Genomic DNA, 288 nt, shown 5'->3' with positions numbered 1-288 from the left:
CCCAGGCCCACGAACAGCTCCACGACCTCGGAGCCGGAGATGGAGACGAAGGGCACGTTGGACTCACCGGCCACAGCCTTGGCCAGCATGGTCTTGCCGGTGCCCGGAGGGCCCACCAGCAGGATGCCCTTGGGCATCTTGGCACCAATGCTCTCATACTTGCTGGGGTCGTGCAGATAGTTGACGACTTCCTGTAAGTTTTCCTTGGCCTCGTCCTCGCCGGCTACATCCGCAACGCGGATGCCTGCCGTGGACTGCACATAGACCTTGGCGTTGGATTTGCCCATG

1 protein-coding gene is annotated in these 288 nt (G+C 61.8%); it reads right to left on the bottom strand.

The window, feature by feature from the left end:
* Positions 1 to 288: AAA family ATPase (locus P0G09_RS20515; RefSeq protein ID WP_275253604.1), on the bottom strand; the 288-nt coding region annotated here is incomplete at both ends.

The sequence above is a fragment of the Faecalibacterium sp. DFI.5.82 genome (assembly GCF_029076575.1).
GTDB classification, from domain to species: domain Bacteria; phylum Bacillota; class Clostridia; order Oscillospirales; family Ruminococcaceae; genus Faecalibacterium; species Faecalibacterium duncaniae.
Note: the sequence above shows the minus strand (reverse complement) of the source record. Positions and strands in the feature narration are given on the sequence as shown.